The following is an 18177-nucleotide window of genomic DNA, read 5'->3' on the forward strand; positions in this document are numbered from 1 at the left end:
AATTAATCAAAATTCATTTTCAGCACATGCATAACAACTGGCACCGCTACACTCCGTCGCTTTTGCTACTAGCCTTACTACTGATCATCGCCCTACCCGCTTTGGCGGGTGGGGCTGATGTTTCAAGCGCCACCAGACAAGTTTCGGACGTCTATAAAAAATTCAAGCCTATAGGCATGTGGGTAGCGGGGATTTGTGCCGTCATCGGCGCAACTGAAGTATTCTCGAAGTTCTCGCATGGAGATCATGATGCAAAACGCTCATTGATCATTTGGTCCAGCGCCGTTTTTATTACTGCACTTTTTCCATCGGTACTTGATGTTATTTACCGTCCTCACGCATCGTCTGAACTGGCTTCTGAATTAGGTACTTCGAATACAGCAATCCGAAATGGGTGGTCCCATATGACCAAAATCATGTTTTCCTTTTTTGGCATTTACGCCTGTTTGGGAGCAATCGCCGTCTATTCACGGTGGCAGGCCGGCGATCCTGATACACAACGGTTAGCGCTTTACTGGATTGGTTCTCTGTTTTTTGGGGGCCTTGTTTTAGGAATTTTAGAATCAGGAATTTTTGGTACTCTCTGAGTAGATCATGTACAAAGTTAACAAGGGCGTCGATCGACCCCCGGAAGTGATGGGCATCCGGGGTATGCAGTATTTAACAATCCTCGGGGCGGGGGCCGTCATCATGATTATTTTGACGGCCATTATCTGCGGTATTTCGGGCCTTACTCCTATGTACGGTTTTGGTATTTATTTGACCCTGGTCATGGTTTTGTACACGAAACTGGTTGGCTTATCGAAAAAGCACGGTGAACGAGGATACAAAAAAAATCAGGCTCACAAACGGATGCCGACACTAATTACTGCGCGCGATTCGTCGGTTTACAAGGCTTTACGCCAATCGACGAAGAAATAAGGATGTCCTCGGTTTGACATCGCTTCACTGAAATCTCAAATGCAATATGGTGTTTAAAGCAACAGACTTACTAAAAGTCTTTCCAATTAAATCCGTTTACCACGATTGTTTAATATCTGGGTACGGCGATATCACTGTCGTATATAAGGTATCGTTACCGGAAATTTATACGTTGACTGGCAATGTACAAATGCACGGCCGGGACCGGTTGGAAAGCGGGGAGTTTAAGGATCTGATTCAGAGTTGGGAAAAGGCCATTAGCGTCTTACCGGATAATGTGATTATTCACAAACAAGATTGGTATACGGAGGAAAAGTATAAGCCAGATTATTCGGTTGATAATTATCTTGATCAGGCGGGACAGCTACATTTTAACGAGCGCCCTTTTTTGTACCACAATTGCTTCGTCAATATTACCAAAACACATCCAAACCGAAAGGATATCTCCTCCCTCCAGACTACGCTTGCCACGGGAAAGATTCTCCCCAGAACAATTACGGATCGAAAAGTTCTAAACGAGTTTTTTTCTAGTCTGGAGCAGTTTGTTTCCATTTTAGAGTCAACTCGCAAGATCAAGCTAACCCGGCTGCGTGACGACGACCTCTGCGGTGAAACGGGCAAACCCGGATTGCTGGAACGCTACATGGGTTTAGAAATGCGCGATCCGGTTGTTCCTCTCTGCGATCTTATGCGCGATCCGGAATTGTCATTAGGCAATAAGTCTATACAGTTTTATGGACTAACTGACGTGGATGATATGCCCGAACAAGTGTATACATTCTCTAAAGTTGATGCACTTTCTACCGAAAATTCAGCGGTTTCCGTATGTTTTGCTTATCCGGTAAATCTAATGCTGAAAGTTAATCATGTGTATAATCAGTACATCTTCTTAGAGAACAAGCATGATATACTGCCGAAACTAGAGCAGCGGATGACCCAGATGACGGCATTGTCATCCTTCTCAAAAAACAATGAATCGAATGCTCGTCAGATTACCCAGTATTTGGAATACCAAGCTGATACGGGCTACCCACCCGTTCGAACGCATTTTAATGTGATGGTCTGGACCAATGACCGGTCGTCGATGCACGCGATCCGGAATTTAACAACCTCTGCAATCGCTAAAATGGGTATTCGTCCCCGTGAGAGTTCGGCGGTTGAAGGAATGAGTTTATTCTGGGCGGCCATTCCTGGCAATGCTGCGGATTTGCCATCGGAGGAGAAATTTCAAACGTTTATTCCCCAGGCTTGCTGCATGCTGAATCAGGAGTCGTTGAACACTGATTCTCTTTCGGAGAAAGGAATACGCCTATGTGAACGGGTGTATGGCAAACCAATTATTGTAGATCTTTCAGATTTACCAATGGATAAGGGGATCATCACCAACAGGAATAAATTCGTGATTGGCCCTAGTGGCTCCGGCAAATCATTCCTGACAAACCATTTGGTTCGTTCTTATTTAATGATGGACTCCCATGTTGTCATTGTCGACGTAGGAAACAGTTACCTGGGATTATGCCAGATGATGAAGGGGAAGTACTTGACTTACTCACGGGAAAAACCCATTCATTTTAATCCTTTTTACATTGATGGACGACGGTACCCTGAGGAGGAGAAAATTGAAGCCATAAAGGGGCTCATCACTACGCTGTGGAAAAAAGAGAACGACCCCATATCTATGGCGGAACAGACACTAATCGGTGAATGTGTCTTCAGTTATTTCCGACTGCTCGACGCAGATCATAACATAGAGCCTTGTTTCAATACGTTCTTCGAACACATCAATACCGGTTTCAAAAAAATTCTGGATGATAAGAAGGTCAACTTACGAAATTTTGAGTTTGACTCTTTTCGGTTATGTCTGGAACCGTATTACATGGGTGGGGAATATGATTATCTGCTCAACTCGAAAACAAATCTTGATCTGACTAACGATCGGTTTGTGGTCTTCGAATTGGATAATATCAAAGATAACAAGGTCCTTATGCCCATAATCACGATTATCATTATGGATACCTACATCACCAAGCTTCGTACACTGGAGGGTATTCGTAAAATAATGCTAATCGAAGAGGCATGGAAAGCGATTATGCGGCCCAACATGGCTGAGTATATTCTGTACCTCTATAAAACGGTACGGAAACATTTTGGCGAAGCCTGGCTCGTGACCCAGGAGGTCGATGATCTAACCTCATCGCCCATCATCAAGGATACCATTATTAATAATGCGCCCACCAAGATCCTGATGGACATGCGGGAATATGCCAATAAGTTCGATAAGGTGCAGGAATTTTTATCGCTGACGCCTAAGCAAAAGAACCTGGCACTTTCCATTAATCGGGATAATCGGCCCGGTCCTATATATAAGGAATTTGCGGTTTTTCAGGGTGATCATTGTGCAGTCTATGGGCTAGAAGCTTCTGCAGCCGAAAAGTACGCCTTCACCACCGAACAAACGCAAAAAAAGAAAATTACCGATCGCGTGCTTGTTAACGGTGGAGACTGGGATTCAGCTATTCGTCAGCAAGTGGCTATGGACAAAGATTCACTTTAGTAATCTTAATCAGCTTATATCATGAACGTAATTAGTAAACGCTTCTTTTCGCTGGCAGCGGGATTGGCTATTCTTCTGGCTCCCGGAACAATACTGGCCCAATCCTTGCCGAATCAGTTGACCCCAACTGGTGGAGGCTCTTCCCTGCAGTCCGAAATTGAATCCATTTTAGGGGAGTCAGAACAGGATATCATGCAGGGAATTAAAGATGCTATTATCAATATGGCTATAGGTGCAGTGGCCGATGCCTTAGGCGTATCGCCCGTCAAATCAGTAGAAAAGCTGAAGGACATGCTAAAGGATGCTCACTCAAAACTGCAGAAAATAAATTATCAGCAGTACAAGGTTGGTTACGAAGAGAAACGGGCGGCTACTACGCTGTCAAACGGGTTTGTTGATTACTACAATAATTTAAACCTGAAAGGGGATCTCGACAAGCTGGTTAAGGTGAAGCAGGGTGTCAATAAAGTCGTGCAAAGTCGACTCTTTACCGCTAGTGAACAGTCCGTAATGAGTCAAACGCTGAGTGAACTGGCAAAGACGGATGACATCGTTGATGACGTAAAGACAGCCTGTAACTTATCGAATTCGGGGGAAGTGTGGATGTCCGATGCCGAGCGTGCGAATGTGCTCGACGGCGCTAAGGAAGAAATTTCGGACCGCTTAAAAACGCTCATGGCCGTCAGATCTCAGATCGTGAATGCGTATGCCTACCGGGTGCGGCAATTAGCCCATAATACCACCCTGGGCAATCTATACGATAAGAATACATCGCTCAACCGTACGATCGGTATTGCACCTAAAAGCTATTAATACTACTTCGTCGTAACCTAACATTCGTATGAAAGCGAACATAAAGACAACACTGGTCTGCCTATTGGTAACAGGGTTAAGTGGACCACCCCTCTGCCGGGCGCAAAATACTAACATTCCCGCTCCCAATACACTCTACAATACGTCGACGGGTACTGGCTGGGTCACCCGTGAAATTGACAATCTGTTAAAAGCCGGTCCTGGAGAAATGATGGCTGGCATTAGTGGGTACGATCTAAACGTAGGCGATTTAATCAGCGAATACGTAGAGAAAGAAATCCGTAAAGCCATTGCCGAAGCGGTGGGTGAAGCGCTGGTTTATGCCCCGGTGGGGGTACCGGTGACGATGGAAATGTACGATGCCTTTATCTCCGAGAAAAACAACGAATTGGCAGAAGAGATTGACAAGGTCAAGCGCTTGATGAAGGACGCGATGTCACGTAACATCAAGTCCAAGTATCAGGAATACGCAGTGCAGTACGAAAAATTCGCTTCCAAAGCTCGTCAGGGTGAGGCCATTAAAAACAGCATTCGAAATGCGGGTCTGAAACAGGATATTACCACCCTGTTCGGCGACTTCGCCAAGGTGACAGGTGTATACTACTACCCTTCCTCGAATCAGAAAATTTTTGAACAGGGTGTCGATCCTTCCCTAACGTTTGCGATGACGGCGGCCGCTATCGACTTGAACAATGGGGATGCGCTGAGGTCAAAACAAGCCTTGTCGTCAGCGGAGTTTGACCCCTCCGACCGGACGTCGACCGAACTGGTAGCGATGACTCCCTACGAACGGATGAAGTTACGTCAACAGGTGTCAAAAGAAGTGATGAAGCGCAAGCGGGCCTTGATGGCCATCGTCGCGAGCTCTAACGCAAACATGAAGTACAAGTTCAGAAAGCTGAATCAGAAAAGCTATTCCCAGCAGATCTCCCTACCCTCCACTAAACTTTAACCAGAGCCTATTACTCGTATGGATTCAATGGAGAAAGCGTTAGCTGCCGTACTCGAATCAATGGCCGATGATTACTCAACGTTTATTGATTTAGGGCAGGCTATTGGCGGTCTTGGATCGCTTTTATACATTTTCTACCGGGTGTGGGCGCATTTGGCCCGGAACGAAAAGGTCGACATATATGGTCTGATGCGGCCATTTGCCATGGGGCTTTGCCTGCTATTCTACGGTAATATTGCCGGCTCCATCGTTATCCTGTCGGGTTACCTTAATGAAGGGACCAAGCCCCTGGTTACCTCCAAGTCTGCCCTGGTCCAACAACTTAACGATCAAAAAGACCAGGCCTTGGAACAAAAGAAAAAGGATATCATCAATGCCAACCCGGATCTGAATGGTGATGGTGAGTTGACTATGTACGAGAAGTTGATGGATTATTTACCGGCGGGTTCGATAAGTGTGTATGCTTCAAATGCAATATCCTATGCTATCCAGAAATACTTTGATGAGTTTCTCTTAACGCTGGGAGAACTGGCTTATAACGTGGCGTCATTAACGATTAAATTTTTGATGACGTTTTTTTTACTGGTTCTCCTCATCATGGGACCTATTACGTTTGGCTTAGCCTGCTTCGAATGGTTTTACGGGGGGCTGGCGGCCTGGATTAGTCGGGTGATCCACTTACTGCTTTGGATACCAATTGTCAACGTACTGGGCGGCATTCTGGAAGAAATTCACATTGTCATGCTTAAAGCGGACATCGTTCAGATTGTCAACACCCCTAAGGATTCATTCTCGTCTTCCGACTTCGGCCTGATCGTTTTCTACATCATCGGTACGGTAGCCTACTTTATGGTACCCAAAGTAGCTTCCTGGGTGATTGAATCGGCGGGGGCTGATTCAGCCGTGAAAAGTCTGGCAGGCGGTGGTCAGGCAATGGGTGCAGGTACTGGCGCCGTAGTTGGCGCGGCCACCGGTGGCGTGTCCGGCGTCGCCAGAGCGGGTTCATCCATACCATCTCCGGTTAGTTCCATTTAACTTTTTTAACGCTTTAATCAATCATTTTCATTATGGAAGCACCAAACTTTAAGTCCCTCAAGGATATAGACACCAGCTTTAGCCTGATGCGTTTATTTATGCTTGTGGTTATCATCGGTTGTCTGGGATTTTCCTCGGCCATCAGTTTCTGGGCGTTTGATGCCGTTGAGAAATCCCGGCAAAAGGTTTACGTGATGGATGGGGGCAAAAGCATTATGCTGGCCATGGCTCAGGAACACAATATGAACCGTCCCGCTGAAGCTCGTGATCACATCCGCGTGTTTATGAAAGCTTTCTTTGAACTAGAGCCCGACGAAAACCAAATCAAAAATAGCATTAAAGAGGCTTCTTACTTGGGGGACGAATCCGTCGGGCGGCTGTACAAAGACTTGTCCGAGAAGGGCTATTACCAAAACCTGATTCAGGGTAATGTGCATCAGAAAGTCGAAATTGACAAGAACAACATTATAGTAGACTTCACGCAGAGCCCATATAAGTTTCGGGCTAAAGGCCGGGAAATTCTAATTCGGGAAACGACAATAACCGTTCGAAATCTGGTCGTTGAAGGCTACCTGATTGATGTTGCGCGGACCGATAACAATCCCCACGGATTTCAGATCGAACGGTTTCTGCCGGTTGATAACACGGACATCGAAACGGTTAACCGAAATAACCAGAGCACTTACTAATGAAATTACACCTGCGCAATCCGGTTCATCAAGTGGCTCTCATTCGGCGCTACAGCCTGATTCAATTCACGCGCTGGATAAGAGTGTGGGAAAAACGACCGCTGACCCAGCGCAAACGAGAGGTCTTGCTGCTCTTTGGCAGTTTGTTTTTGGTCTTGTTGGCGAATTTAAGTCAACAGTTAAAGCCTTCTCCAGCGTCAGCTAAAGAGTACTCCCCAGCCAGGCTAGCGGACTCTACCGCGCACCACCAGCTTTATATGAACGAATTACATACTCACAAATTAACGCCTACCCGCTAAGTCCCTATGGATACGCAAGAAAAAAAATCAATCAAGGATTTGTTCCAGGACAAGAAATTCTTGATGAGCCTTCCGGTGCTTTTGATTGTTACCAGTCTGTTTCTGTGGTACGTACTGAAAGATGATACCTCGTCGGCCGTTACTAACCAGCCCATTTCAGCCATGAATAGTACCGTCCCTCTGGCTCGAACCGATACATCCCATGCTAATAATCGATTGGATTTACAGCAGCAAGCGTTGGACCGCAATCCAAGTTCGGAAACCGCCATTGCCGCTGCAGGCAAGGCCATGAACCCAACCGTACCAGGTGAATTAGATGGGTATATGTATGGGCAGAAATATAGGCCTGTTCATGATCCAAAAGCCCTACGACGTATTGATTCCACCTACAACCCGGTGACTAGTCCCAACGAAGTATCGGCCGGCTATGGTCGGGGGAATCCGTCATTGCCACAGTCACTCCGACCAGGTGGATCTCGGTCGTCTGTTAATAGACCTCCTCTTTCGGAAAAGGATGTGATGCTCGCTGACGAACCATCCGAACGTCGGAGTACAGTCTCAGCTGGTGAGGAGGAGCGTAAAAAGGCGGAATACAAAGAAGCGCTTCGCAAGCAGGAGCGGTTAACGGGCTTACTGGAGCAATACAACCGGGATAAAGCGAATCAAAAAACTGCGGAGGAAGAAAAAAGAACCGTTTACAAAGTTGATCAGTCGGAAGTAATCAGTTCACTGAACGGCCGCTCAGAGGGGGGCAATACCTTTTATGGACTATATTCTGAAGATCAGAAAAAAAACGAACGCCGACTACTGGAAGCTGAAGTCGGCACCATTCGGGCAATGGTGTACGGAAATCAGGATATAATGAGCGGTAGCCGAATCAAATTACGGCTGCTACAGTACATCAAAGTACGGGGAGTTGTTATTCCCGAAAATACACTTCTGTTTGGAATAGGCAGTTTCTCTACGCAGCGAGTTCAGATAAAAATTACGGATGTGGTTTATGAAGATCATATCTTTCCCGTTAACATGACGGCCCTTGACATCGACGGGATCGCCGGCGTGTATGTACCCGAAATTCAAGGGTTGCCCGAAGCCCGTCAAGCCCTGGGTCAGAGCGTAGGCAACATCAACATGAACACCTATGGCGCAACAACTGGTAATGTAGCGGCAATGGCCGGTGCATCGGCAGCGCAGGCCGGCATTCAGGGCGTTCGAGCCATTGCAACCAAAAAAACAACGCTTCAGCGGGCTCATCTGAAAAACAACCACATTATTTATCTGCGTCAGACGGAAACTCCGACCACTACCAATTCAAATTATCAGCAGGCTCCCCAAAATTATCCGGTGAATCGCCCGCCAAATGGCTATCCAGCGTCTATCAATACGCCCGGCGGTCGGTATGACTATTCATCTAACCAGTAATTTTTTTGATCTACTCAAAATAAAATTTCAATAAAAAACTAAAATTTATTTCGGACTATGAAGATTTCCATCATTAATGTACTCCTTTTCGCAGGTTTGAACACCGCGCCGGTGTTTGCCCAAACAGTTTTCCATAAAACGGTAGCTGATACGAGCCAATCAGTGCCAGCCAAGGCAGTCGGGGAAATGCCGTCAGTACCCTCCCCTATTTCGACCATCATTACTCCGTCTGCCCCAGCGATACCCATTCAGGAAAATAATGTTGTACGCTCGTATTACGTGGAGCTGCCCTTCAACAAGACGGTATCGGTCATTTTCCCTACCACGATTCGTTCTGTCGATTTAGGCAGTCGGGATATTATCGCTGACAAAGCAAGTGAGGTTGAGAATGTTCTGAAGGTCAAGGCTACCCGCAACGGTTTTAATGAAACCAACTTCTCAGTTATCACGACGGATGGAAAATTCTGGTCATTCGTGGCCAACTACAACGAGCAACCCACGGTGCTGGCGCTAAACCTGGCGGCTAACACGCTGACGGGTGAAACCATCAGTAAATCGGCCAGTAACGTATCGATCAACGGATCGGATCCCAAAGGCGGTATCATTCAATTTTCGGGTGTCAACGCTACGCAGTCTGAGGTGGTCTATAACTGCACGACGATTCTTAAAAAGAGCCGTGATATCCGGCATCTGGGCATGGAGGCCAACCGCATGGAAGCAACCCTGAGGGGTGTGTACGTCAAGGATAATGTCATTTATTATAAAATGAACATGCAAAATAAGTCTAACATCAATTATGACGTAGACTACATCCGATTTTTTGTCGTCGACAAGACGGTTGCTAAACGCTCATCGCTTCAGGAAGTAGAAGTTTTGCCTTTCTACGTCTACAACGACGCAATCAAGACAATTAAGGGGCATATGGCCGTCGAGCGCGTATTTGCTTTTCAAAAATTTACTATTCCCGACGAGAAACGGATTTTGGTCATGGCCGGGGAGATAAACGGGGGACGTACCCTCTCGTTTGTCATCAATAACGAAGACATCATGAACGCTGATAAGCTATAATTATGAACCTGCGACTCATTCTATTCAGTTTCCTGCTGGTGATTTCCTTTCACCAGGCCTTTCCTCAGCGTCATATCAAAGGACAGCTGGCCCTCACGCCTTACGTAGGCATCGTTGATAAATTTCCGGCAAAACCCCTCAACGGCGATGGCCAGGGTTATGCTGGCGGTATCGACCTGGTTCGCTACACCAAAACCGAAACGTATTGGAAGGTTGCCTATCAGTATGACCGGAAATTTTACCAGTTTTTTGATGACCGGCTGATGACAGAGCGGCATCTGCTTTCCTTCGACTGGGCTCCTATCACGTTTCATGACCTGCGCCGAAACTACTACATCATGCCTTTGATTGGGGCTAATGTAGGCGTTGAGATGGTCAATCGTAATAACCTGGAATTGGCCCAAGGTACAATCCTGAATAGGTCGACGGGCACGATGGGGTTGCAGACGGGTCTGGAGGGGGAACTATACTTTCTGGAACGAACCGCGTTGTTTCTTGCCGTTTCGGAGCGGTGGCTTCCCTATTCAGAAGTTGGCAGCTTTCGCACCTATGGTACGATCGGAGTACGATTCAGTTTTTTCAAACATTAAGCCCTTACGCCAATGCGACCACTCTTATTGTCCCTGCTAGTAAGTCTACTCATGCTGAGCTGTAATACGGATTCTCTTACTATTCAGACTCAGTTTCCCTTTACCATCACCAATGAACCATTGCCAACGACCGTTAAAGTTGGTGCACCCGCGACGTTTGGCATCACCATTACGCCCGAGCGACTGACGAGCTTAAGCCAGTATTCGCTACGTTGGCGTAATCAAACGAATACGCCCGGTACGCTGTATATTGATTATTCCAATGTCGTCGAAAATAAAGCAACCGCGCTAAAAACGCTAACACCCACCTTGCGCTTTACCTCGTCGGTGGCCGGCTCCAATAACTTTGAGTTGATCATCACGGATCAGAATAATGTGAGCCAAACGCTCAATGTGACAGTCACTACCAACGCTCAATAAACTAATTAAGCATGCATAGCCTAAAGTCAACGTGAACTCGTTGACTTTTTTTTGTTGTTTCCTTTTTTATACCTAGCCCGATTACTTTCTTGAAGTGAGGGATCTGGCTCAGTAATTAGATGATTGGCAGGATTATAAAGGGTGGATAGAGCCTTCCCGAACTCTTCAAGTCTGATGACTACAGCACTTATTTCATCGGGTGTCCATAGTGTGTAATCTAGTACTCTGAAAATAAACTGATTATAAGAGATGACTGCAGGGCCTTTCCAGGTATTAATAATTGCTGGCTGTTTGGGTGTCTTCGCAAACAGGAGTTTGAGTTGTATTTGAGTGGCCAATAAATCATCAGCCAACCGGCGCCGTAGTTTATCATAATTGTTAACGATGAGCATGCGTTCCCCCAACTCTGGCGTCGCTTTCACAATGGCTGTCACTTCTTCCATGGTAAACCGGGTGTGTCCGTTTCGTTTATTCTGGTAAGCGGCCATTGATGGCCACTTATAACCCGCAAAATCATAGTAAGAGGAATTTACAAGCATCGTTCTTAGCTCCTCTTCAAGTTTTGAAAAAGCTTGAGCAACCTCTTGGTAAAAATTCGTTGACAATTGATTCATTGAAACCGTATGGATAAAAGAAAAATGACCCAAGCTGGCTGGGCTGGGTCAATTATGAAAGATCAGCTTGAAGCTCCTGCCAAACCCGTTAGCATATACCAACGTCTGGACTCCATAGGAGAGCCACACAAATAGACGTTAGTTTCGCCTAATGACGGACTTTTCGAGGTAAATCCGGCTTGATCGCGTTGAAAATTAAGCTAATGAAGCCCGAAACGGCCAAAAATCCTCCCACTGCAAACAATCCAAAGATGAACATAACTTACTAAGATAAACCTATAACTTAACTCATTCGAAAGGTACACAAGACAACTACAACTGTCAAGCAATATCGCTTATGAACTACATTTAAGCCCTCTATTAGCTCCCCCCTCCTATCCACCTTGTAAATCTTACAATCCGAAATGATTTGAAAATGGTTTCAAATGAATCAAATTAGGTTATTTATTAAAATACAGAAATGTTATAACTTTACATATATGAATGTGACTAGAAAAATGATCAAGTATTAACTGACTATCTAAAAGTTATTCAATAAATTGCTATTTAACATAAGAATACCTAAATTAATTTTTTGGCTAATCAATAATTTGCATTACGCAGTTGGTATCATAAACTTTAAACAGGCACTTTTAGAATTTTTCATAAGCAAATCAAGATTTTTAATATTTATAGTTTAATTCCATGACGACCTTGGTACATAACTTTAAGGATGAAGGCTTTACTTTGATTAAGGAACTGATTAATCCAGCGAAATTAAACACGTATCTACATAAAATTAAATCTTATGGTCAGGCGGATCCGTCGATACCAGGTGCCCTAGGTTTTTACAAAGAGCCTATCTTTGAAAAATTGCTACAATATCTTCTTCCTTTTGTCGAAGAAATTACGCAATTAAAACTTTATAAAACATATAGTTATGCTCGAATATATCATTTAGGAGATGAGCTTAAATTTCATAAAGATAGAAAATCCTGCGAAATCACAGTGAGTCTGTCTCTTGGTTACGAAGGCAGTATATGGCCGCTATGGATAATTGATAAAAAAAATGTTCGACATCCTATTTATTTAGAGCCTGGAGATGCGGCAGTCTTTAATGGTATTGAACTTCTCCATGGAAGAGAAATAAATAATTTTGGTTCTTGCACGCAGGCTTTTTTACATTATGTTGACCAGAATGGCCAATATTCCATCTATGAAGATGATCCTGACGATTCCAGTAATGAATTGATGTAAGAAAAAACTATTTTGTAGCACAAAATATCAATTAATATGTATATATGTGTCAATTGATATTTATTAATACATTTAGCAAATGTTTCTATTCAGTAACAAGAATGAGCCTACTGCATTGTTATAGTTTAATCTTAGGAATTTTTTTAAGTCATTCTCTTTTTGGACAACACAAAATTAAAGGATTAGTATACGACGAAAGCCATTCGCCGCTTCAATCTGCCCATGTACTACTATACAGTCAACCAGACTCCTTAACATCGGAGGGGAGTGTAACAAACTCAACAGGCATGTATGAATTTAATCGGCCTAAAGCTGGCCTTTATTATTTATTCATATCAATGGTGGGTTTCGAGTCGCAAAATATATTGTTTGAATTTTATGATACAACGAAAACAATTTCGCCAGTCTATTTAAAAAGAAGCAGTCTCATGTTAAAAGAGGTTCAGGTAGTAGCTAATAAGAACCTTATAAACGTTGAAAATGGTAAAGTAATTTATAATGTAGTACATAGTTCCTTGGCTAGTGGATTAAATTTATTGGAATTACTTGATAAAATTCCTGGTATACGAGTAGATAAAATCAGTCAGTCAATATCCCTGCTTGGGAAACAAGGACTCCTCATCTTAATAGATGGAAGGCAAACGTACTTAACCCAAGATTTATTAGCAAACTGGTTACGCACTTTAAGAGCCGACGATATTGAAAAAATTGAAGTTAGTCAAAACCCATCATCGAAATATGATGCAGCTGGTAGTGGCGGCTTAATAAACATTATCACTAAACAAGCAAAGAATTATGGAACGCAGTATAACCTATTAATAGGTGGTGGGTATAGCTATTACGAAGACCGAGGATCGACGCCTAAAGCCGATCTAAGTCTGACGGCGCAGCATAGATCAAAAAAGCTTAGCTGGTTAGTCAGCGGATCACTAAACCGCTATTCTTGGTCCCAAATAACTAAAACTAATAATTTTTTATTGGATTCAGCTAGTCAGAATCTTATAGAAAAACGATTAACGAATGAAATCGGTCGCGGCTTCGGAATGATAGCAAGTGGACGAATGGGTGCTAATTATTCAATAAATGAATCAACTATAATCAGTACAGAACTTAAGTTAAGTTCTGACAATAACGAGTTCCGGCGTTATATGACGCAGAATAATTATCAGGATAATGTTAATGAAACTATTCTAACACAACGTTTTACTGACAACAAGAACGTAAATATATCTGGAAGTTTAACACTCAAAAAAAAGTATAATAAGGAAGGACAAGAGTGGTCAACCGATGTTGATATGGTTTCTGTACATGATAATTCTAATAGTTTGTATTCAAATCAAAAGTTCATTGATCAGTCAAATACGAACTTAACGAATAATTTTACTGAAATGTCTACTTTAACAAATATAATTGCTGTTAAGAGTGATTATATCCAGCCAATAGGAAATAATATAAAAATTGAATTAGGTGTTAAATCTTCTGTAGTTACAAACCATTCCGTTTATTCAACAGATTTCGTCCCTAATTCAATTAAACAGCTTTTTAAGTATCGGGAAACTATAAGTGGAATTTATACGAACGTTGCAGGAAGTTTTGGAAAGCGCTTTCAAATACAAACTGGTATTCGTGTTGAGCATACTAATTCTGAGGGTATCGATGCTAAAGACAATATTTTAGTAAATTATAATTATTTTAACATTTTCCCTTCCGCTAATTTTACGGTAAAAACAGGAGAAAACCGTCAACTTACTCTCTCATATGGTCGGCGGATTGAGCGTCCAAGTTATCTTGATTTAAGTCCTTTTTTACGATTTAGTAGTACCCAACAATTCTATGAAGGTAATCCTCGGCTATTACCTAGGTTAAATCATAGTTTTTCACTGAATCAAACTTTGACAAAGCAGATTACTGTGGGTTTACAATACGAACTTTTTAATCAAATAACATTAAATGTTCCCTCGACAGAGAATCATTTGATTCCTGGCTATATTTTAATTCGAAATAAACAGGTAAACGTGCCAAATGGACGTTTTCAATGGTTTGGTGGCAATCTTAATTATCAGAAAGAAGTAAACAAAATTTGGTCTACAAGTATGAATTTGTCAGTTATGAATTCAATTAATAAGTTTTCATTAAACGGTACTCAAATACACAACAACCTCCTTTTTATTAGTTTTTACGCCTCTAATTCGTTTTCATTGAGCCAAACGCTTTCTGGTGAGATTACAGGTTATTATTATTCACCACAAGTGTATGGATACGATATGATCCATTCCCAAGGCGCAATTAATTTTGGTCTCAGTAAAATTTTATTAGAGAAAAGAGCTCTGTTGAAAGTAGTGCTAGATGACCCTTTTAATATATTGCGAAATGCAATAACTCAGACAACCGCGACCGTTCAAAGTATAAGCAATGCTCGATGGGATAATCGTCAACTTCGGGTAACATTTTCTTACAAATTTGGAAATCTCAATGCAAAAGCAAATCTGCAATCAAAAGAAACAGTTGACATAAATCGTATACAAAAAAGTAAGTGAATAGCTTAATAAAGTATGGGAGTTTGACTTACAATTATTTGAATATTTTTACCACAACGTATCAAAAAAATATATGTGTTTATAATATTATTTACGGTTGGCTAAGACTTGGGATAGTAGTTTTCTCTTTATGCTGCTTGTTGGTAACAGAACGATCTTTGATCCAAACGTTACAGGTGTATTTTACCCCATCAATTACCGGTAATCCGGCATGCAGTGACTGGCGAATAATATTTGTATATTCATCCCGGTTTTTAAAATAAAGGGCAGTGCCTTTTACTGGTATAACGCGATAATTTAGTTCAGGGAAGAATGTCTCGCCTCCGACAAAATTGTCATTTAAATAAATGAGAAGCGTGTGAACTCGATGGTTCGTGGTTCCAGAGTCGAAATGAGCTTTAAATTCCTGACCTTCGTAATAGCGAACGCACTGTAAATTTTCTATATATTCAAGAGGAACATTTAGCAATGAGCTGACTTGTTCATAAATATAATAAAAGGTATGTTCTTGGCTTTTAGCAAGGAAAGCCGTAAAACTAGTTCGTGCAATACTTTCTTGGCTAAGGGTATACTCGTCAATATCTACTTTACTACGTTTAAAAGCTTCTTTCTGTTCTGTATACGCTATCAGTGCATCACATTGCTCAAGCGTTAAAAAGTTTTCATACAATCGAATTCCATTTTGAGTGTAGCGTTTTATATCCATTGATTCTTCGTCATTTGGTATACTAATTTGCTGTATCGCGCCCGCTTTTGGTTGGACCGCAAGTACTATACCTTGATAGGACTTTATAAAAGCTTCTATTGGACTAACGGCATCACCTGAAAATGGCGAAAAATAATGAATTTCAGCATTAATAATTTTATATACCAATACAAACTGAGTCTCATTTTTCTCATTTTGCGTAAGCATCATCACAGGTATGTCAATCTTATTTATTTTATCCCCCGCTATTTTGAGGGCTGAAGCTTGTAAACCCCAGCTTAAAAATAAATCAACAAAATCGTTAATTGTATAAAGTGGAAAAGCCGATTTTTGCGTCATTTCTTTTCTGATAAACGCGCGATTGACTTTCCCAAACAATATGTTGATTAGTTGCTGTACAGTCAATATATCTGGGCTATATAGCAAGTCGGTTTCTTCGGCCATTATCAATAAATTTTATCTTATTTTCTTCAGAGAACTGTGAATGTCAATTCACATAAGCGGGTATTTTTTCCCGGGCTCCATTTGTGGCTACATACAACAGAAGTTTTTCTTTAACATTAAATTTATTTGTTGGACAGGCAGGTATCCCTTCAACCCAAGACTTGGGACACCCTCCCCCGCAAACAGGTAACATGACACAAGTATGGCAGTCATATGCTTCTTTTGCGACTTGATCGTAAAAGGATAAAAGGGGCCGCTCTCCGTCTATTGTGTTATCACTAAGATTTCCCTGAATATAGTTCGTACCTTTGTACCGGTCTACATAGGGTGTTTCGGTGCAATCGAACACATTTCCAAACGCATCGATCACTTCATTATTAGGCACAACAGATAAGCAAACAATTGGGGTAAGTTGAGGTAAGAGGGCAGGTAACGTGAAGCCGAGTTCAAGTAAATGTCGAAACCATTCAATTTCTTTATTCGCAAAAGCTTGTTTTTCTAATGACTGTAGATGAGCATCATTTCCCCATGAATGGACAGGTGCCGCGTAGAAATGCGAAATTTTCGTTTGCAACCTGTACTCCGCTAATAAATTAATTAAGGGAATAACACTTTCTTCATTATGTTTGTCTACATTACATCGAATGGAAATTGGACATTGCTCCCGGTCATAATCCGGATTATTTACAATAGATACGATATTCTTCAATATTTGGTTAAAGGTCGGTTTCCCTCGTTTTGTATAGCGCCGGTTATCATGGTATTCAGCAGTACCGTCCAATGTCACTTCGATAGACGTTACGCCTAAGTTTTTTGCTAGATCAAAATATATTTTTTCGCTTAAGTTTAGCCCATTAGTAACCATATTAGAAGCATACTGACACTGGTATTCTTCGGCTAAAGCAATTAATTTGGGGGCTAAATATTGAATTTGTGGATAACCCGTTAAGGGTTCACTACCAAACCAACTGATGCTTACCTGATTGAATTGCTTTTTCTCCAATTTACCCCTTAATCGAAGCAGAAGTTTGTCGGAATGTTCAGCATTTAGGTGACCTTTTTGATGGGTTTGTCCACAATAGCCACACCCTAATTGACAAACGGATGTCGGTTGGATGACATGATATAGATTTTTCACATTGGCGATAGCCTCGTGACTTCTCGCTAACATAGTTGCCAGCTCATCTTCTTGCTCAGGGACAATTATCTCAAGCTCTTTAAAAAAGTCAAATTCATCAGGTGTCAGACTTGACCAGTCCTCTCTTTGAATCTTTTCGCTTAACGCTTTTTTTAAAATAAAGGCTTTAGCCGTTCTCGTTGATAGAAGTACACTGGTACCTGATCTTTCTGTCTGATCGGTTTGTATAAGGTATTTTGATAGTTTAAATCTCATATAATGTCTAAATGAGTAAATTATGGATAACCTAGTGCACGAATTCTAATTTTTAATCAAAAAAAACTGACAGAAAAAGTTAATAAATACTGTTGATAATAAGTTTTACAATAGGCACAAAATCAACTAAATTTCAGACAAAGGCAGAACCTCTTATCAGAATTGGTTCTGCCTTTATCGAATCCTCCTTACGATGTTAGTAAGCCATCTCATCAGGTGGTTTACAGGGCGGTTGTGGTTTAGTCACAACAGGAGGGCAACTATCCCCCATTGAATAAAGACCCGCCTCATCTGCGAGTAATGCTTCAAAACCGCTTTCCATAGCATTCGCTCTTTCTTCTAAAGAGAGAGCAAGAAAATCTGAAAGACTGTAATCTCCTTCCATTGTCTAATAAATTATGGTTTAAACCAAAGTTATATAATTTTGTAATTATTTGGAAGAAGTTATAATAAATTTTAATGAGTCAACTAGATGGATTGGCTT

Annotated in this window: 18 protein-coding genes; 14 read left to right on the forward strand and 4 right to left on the reverse strand. The window is 42.1% G+C overall.

Annotation, left to right across the window (positions count from 1 at the left end):
* The first annotated feature begins 26 nt into the window (after nt 1-26).
* The 12 genes from BM202_RS26735 to BM202_RS26790 are packed head-to-tail and all read left to right on the forward strand — an operon-like array spanning nt 27 to nt 10763.
* Nucleotides 27-587, forward strand: coding sequence for a DUF4134 family protein (locus tag BM202_RS26735; RefSeq protein ID WP_093831978.1), 561 nt, complete (start codon nt 27-29; stop codon nt 585-587).
* 7 nt (nt 588-594) lie between these two features.
* The gene (locus BM202_RS26740) at nt 595-921 is read left to right on the forward strand and encodes a DUF4133 domain-containing protein (protein WP_018622902.1); all 327 of its coding nucleotides are present in this window, start codon (nt 595-597) and stop codon (nt 919-921) included.
* Between the two features lie 46 nt (nt 922-967).
* Nucleotides 968-3475, forward strand: a complete 2508-nt coding sequence (locus tag BM202_RS26745) for a TraG family conjugative transposon ATPase (protein WP_093831980.1) — start codon at nt 968-970, stop codon at nt 3473-3475.
* A 21-nt stretch (nt 3476-3496) separates the two neighbouring features.
* Complete coding sequence (locus BM202_RS26750) at nt 3497-4288, forward strand: hypothetical protein (RefSeq protein WP_093831982.1); 792 nt, start codon at nt 3497-3499, stop codon at nt 4286-4288.
* Nucleotides 4289-4316: 28 nt separating this feature from the next.
* Nucleotides 4317-5240: a hypothetical protein gene (locus tag BM202_RS26755; protein ID WP_093831984.1), complete on the forward strand. Its 924-nt coding sequence runs from the start codon at nt 4317-4319 to the stop codon at nt 5238-5240.
* Between the two features lie 18 nt (nt 5241-5258).
* Nucleotides 5259-6275, forward strand: coding sequence for a TraJ family protein (locus BM202_RS26760; protein WP_093831986.1), 1017 nt, complete (start codon nt 5259-5261; stop codon nt 6273-6275).
* Between the two features lie 32 nt (nt 6276-6307).
* Complete coding sequence (gene traK / locus BM202_RS26765; protein ID WP_093831988.1) at nt 6308-6964, forward strand: conjugative transposon protein TraK; 657 nt, start codon at nt 6308-6310, stop codon at nt 6962-6964.
* Nucleotides 6964-7263 (forward strand): hypothetical protein, encoded by a 300-nt coding sequence (locus BM202_RS26770; protein WP_093831990.1) that lies wholly within the window; start codon nt 6964-6966, stop codon nt 7261-7263. Before traK ends, BM202_RS26770 begins: the two co-directional genes overlap by 1 nt.
* Before the next feature lie 6 nt (nt 7264-7269).
* On the forward strand, nt 7270-8685 hold the full coding sequence (traM, locus tag BM202_RS26775) for a conjugative transposon protein TraM (protein WP_093831992.1): 1416 nt from the start codon (nt 7270-7272) through the stop codon (nt 8683-8685).
* A 57-nt stretch (nt 8686-8742) separates the two neighbouring features.
* Entirely contained in the window at nt 8743-9753 is a 1011-nt protein-coding gene (gene traN, locus BM202_RS26780) for a conjugative transposon protein TraN (protein ID WP_093831994.1), read from the forward strand.
* A gap of 2 nt (nt 9754-9755) precedes the next feature.
* Nucleotides 9756-10343, forward strand: coding sequence for a conjugal transfer protein TraO (locus BM202_RS26785; RefSeq protein ID WP_093831996.1), 588 nt, complete (start codon nt 9756-9758; stop codon nt 10341-10343).
* A gap of 12 nt (nt 10344-10355) precedes the next feature.
* Nucleotides 10356-10763 carry a TraQ conjugal transfer family protein gene (locus tag BM202_RS26790; protein ID WP_093831998.1) on the forward strand — a complete coding sequence of 136 codons (408 nt, stop codon included), beginning with the start codon at nt 10356-10358 and terminating at the stop codon, nt 10761-10763.
* Between the two features lie 26 nt (nt 10764-10789).
* Here the strand turns inward: BM202_RS26790 and BM202_RS26795 are convergent, their stop codons facing one another.
* Complete coding sequence (locus tag BM202_RS26795; RefSeq protein WP_093832000.1) at nt 10790-11377, reverse strand: hypothetical protein; 588 nt, start codon at nt 11375-11377, stop codon at nt 10790-10792.
* A gap of 684 nt (nt 11378-12061) precedes the next feature.
* On the opposite strand from BM202_RS26795, the gene BM202_RS26800 reads away from it, so the two are divergent.
* Together BM202_RS26800 and BM202_RS26805 are read left to right on the forward strand one after the other, a co-directional pair.
* Nucleotides 12062-12613 (forward strand): hypothetical protein, encoded by a 552-nt coding sequence (locus BM202_RS26800; protein WP_093832002.1) that lies wholly within the window; start codon nt 12062-12064, stop codon nt 12611-12613.
* Nucleotides 12614-12714: 101 nt separating this feature from the next.
* Nucleotides 12715-15150, forward strand: a complete 2436-nt coding sequence (locus BM202_RS26805; RefSeq protein ID WP_177236692.1) for an outer membrane beta-barrel protein — start codon at nt 12715-12717, stop codon at nt 15148-15150.
* Between the two features lie 91 nt (nt 15151-15241).
* Here the strand turns inward: BM202_RS26805 and BM202_RS26810 are convergent, their stop codons facing one another.
* The 3 genes from BM202_RS26810 to BM202_RS26820 all read right to left on the reverse strand — a co-directional run bounded on the left by BM202_RS26810 (nt 15242) and on the right by BM202_RS26820 (nt 18078).
* Nucleotides 15242-16300, reverse strand: a complete 1059-nt coding sequence (locus BM202_RS26810; protein ID WP_093832006.1) for a 2OG-Fe(II) oxygenase — start codon at nt 16298-16300, stop codon at nt 15242-15244.
* A 43-nt stretch (nt 16301-16343) separates the two neighbouring features.
* The gene (locus BM202_RS26815) at nt 16344-17693 is read right to left on the reverse strand and encodes a radical SAM/SPASM domain-containing protein (protein ID WP_093832008.1); all 1350 of its coding nucleotides are present in this window, start codon (nt 17691-17693) and stop codon (nt 16344-16346) included.
* 196 nt (nt 17694-17889) lie between these two features.
* Nucleotides 17890-18078: a hypothetical protein gene (locus tag BM202_RS26820; protein WP_093832010.1), complete on the reverse strand. Its 189-nt coding sequence runs from the start codon at nt 18076-18078 to the stop codon at nt 17890-17892.
* Nucleotides 18079-18177 lie beyond the last annotated feature (99 nt).

This window comes from Spirosoma endophyticum (assembly GCF_900112365.1).
GTDB classification, from domain to species: Bacteria; Bacteroidota; Bacteroidia; order Cytophagales; family Spirosomataceae; genus Spirosoma; species Spirosoma endophyticum.